The 2,102-nt window shown below is 34.5% G+C and carries 2 protein-coding genes; one reads left to right on the top strand and one right to left on the bottom strand.

Annotated elements, in window-relative coordinates; translation table 11 throughout:
• Positions 1-1,398, top strand: a 1,398-nt coding sequence (locus tag ABX784_RS17215; protein WP_372656294.1) for a CocE/NonD family hydrolase, incomplete at its 5' end; no start/stop codon positions are given.
• On the opposite strand, the gene ABX784_RS17210 is transcribed toward ABX784_RS17215, so the two are convergent.
• On the bottom strand, positions 1,395-2,102 hold a 708-nt coding region (locus ABX784_RS17210), incomplete at its 5' end, for a U32 family peptidase (RefSeq protein ID WP_372656293.1). The two genes, ABX784_RS17215 and ABX784_RS17210, sit on opposite strands and share 4 nt — an antisense overlap.

The raw sequence follows: 2,102 nt of genomic DNA, 5'->3' as shown, positions 1-2,102 counted from the left end.
TCTTCTTTACTAATAAAACTAGATAATACTAAGAGAACAACAGTGTTGATTAAAACTCCCTACCTTCATACCAATGGAGCTGGAATGTACATGAATATGGCCATGCAATTCTTGGATAAAGGTCATAACGTTCTGCTTCAGTCAAATAGAGGCTCTCATGCTTCAACAGGTGTTTTTAAGTGGCTTCACGAAAAAAATATTGAAGACTCAAAGAACTCCATTGATTGGATTACTGGACAAGAGTTTTCTAATAAGAAAGTTATATCTTTTGGTATTTCTTATGATGGTTATAACGCTCTTGCTGCAGCTGCAAGTAATGCAGAAGGTTTAATCTCTACTGTTGCTTGTAGTGCACCTTCTAAGGCCTCTACAGACTCTTTCACTGCTGGTGAGTCTGTGGAATCAACTCTACTTAGTTATATTGCTGAAAGAGAAAACCCTAATGACATTGGGCTATTTTATGAGAAATTTTATTATCTCGAAAATCAAAATATAAGTTACGACGAATTTGATAACATCCTCTATGGCAGAGATATTGCTGACTGGAGCGATCTTATGGATGCAAAAAGATCAGGAGATCTTAAGAGTTATATGAGTGAGCGATCAATCTTAGAAAAATTAAAAGAGTCCAAAGTTTCAATATTTCACGTTGCTGGAACAGATCATGATCAAGATGGGCGAGATACTATCCTTGCTTATGAATACCTTAAGAATGAGTCCTATACTAAGAAGAATAACTTTCTCTACCTCCATCACTATGGACATGGCTGTGGAGAATTTTTTACTAAGGAATTTGGTGAGAAATTTCTTAGTGGCGACACTAAATCTCTAAAAAATGAATATAGGGAATTGTCCAATGGAGAAACTTCTAGTGATATTGAAAATGATTTTATAAAAACAGATATAAAGTTATTTAGTCTAAATATTACTTCTGAGCTAAGTAATAGAGAGAGTTCAGGTGATGACCAAGAGATCTTTTATAAAGGAAAGTCTGAGGAAGATATTACCGTTAACGGAAGTCCTGTGTTAAAAGTAAACGTCTCTAGCTCTCTTTGGAGGAGTTCTGTGATTGTATCTTTATTTCATTCTGCTGATGGCACATATGAGACTCCTCACAGTATGGCGAGTAATATTAGTAGAACCTCTTTTTATATGAAAGATAATACAGAAGGGGAGATAAGCCTTATCTTACCTCCTATGAAATTTCACCTTAAAAAAGGTGAGGATATAATAATAAAACTCTCAATGGATACTCAAAGTTATATAGACTTCTTTAGAGTAGAGAGAAGTAATTACTATGAAGATAATCAAGAATCAGGTCTATTTGAAGTAATAGACCCATTTATTAAATTATCACTTCCTGTTGAAGATAAGAAGATAGCAGAAGAAGAGGTTTAAACCTTCTTTCTATCTATATAAGTATCTTCTTTAAATAATTGTCCAGAAGATAAACCATAGTTTTCATGAATTCCCAGTTGAGCATTTAGCTCTTCTGGGCCTAGATTCCCTCTAAGAAGTTCACTAAAGGCAAGAACCTTTTCATATATAGTGACACCATCTTCATGCAGGGCCTCAACTCTAAAGTAATTCACTCCAAAGTTCACGCACTCTTTTAGTAGTGATGGGGCAGATATTGAAGTTGCATTATACATTGTATTTCTGCACTCTGAGTCGGCCTTAATAAAGTGTTTATTACCAAACGAGTCGTGTAGCTCAACTTTGTGCTTCTCACAAGGTTTTCCACAATCTTTAAATGACTTTCCATTTGATAAGAACGCTGCGTATACACAGTGTTCCATATGAAAGCTAGGCATATACTGATGAACAGTAACTTCAAAATTCTTATTTTCACTGTGTTGAACTAAGGAGAGAAGCTGGTCTCTATTTAAATCATAACTTGGTGTAAGTGTTTCAAAGCCTTTAGAAAATAAGTAATCTGCAGTAATTGAGTTTGTAATATTTAGACTGAAGTCTCCAATCATTTTTTGTTTTGAATCATTCTCTTTAATAAATTGAAGGGCCCCTAAGTTTCTAACGAGTATATAGTCAGGTTTAATTCTTAGAAGGAGTTTCAAGTGATGGTATTCACCTGGCTTTAGTAT

The organism is Halobacteriovorax sp., assembly GCF_041587335.1.
Taxonomy (GTDB): domain Bacteria; phylum Bdellovibrionota; class Bacteriovoracia; order Bacteriovoracales; family Bacteriovoracaceae; genus Halobacteriovorax.
Note: the sequence above shows the minus strand (reverse complement) of the source record. Positions and strands in the feature narration are given on the sequence as shown.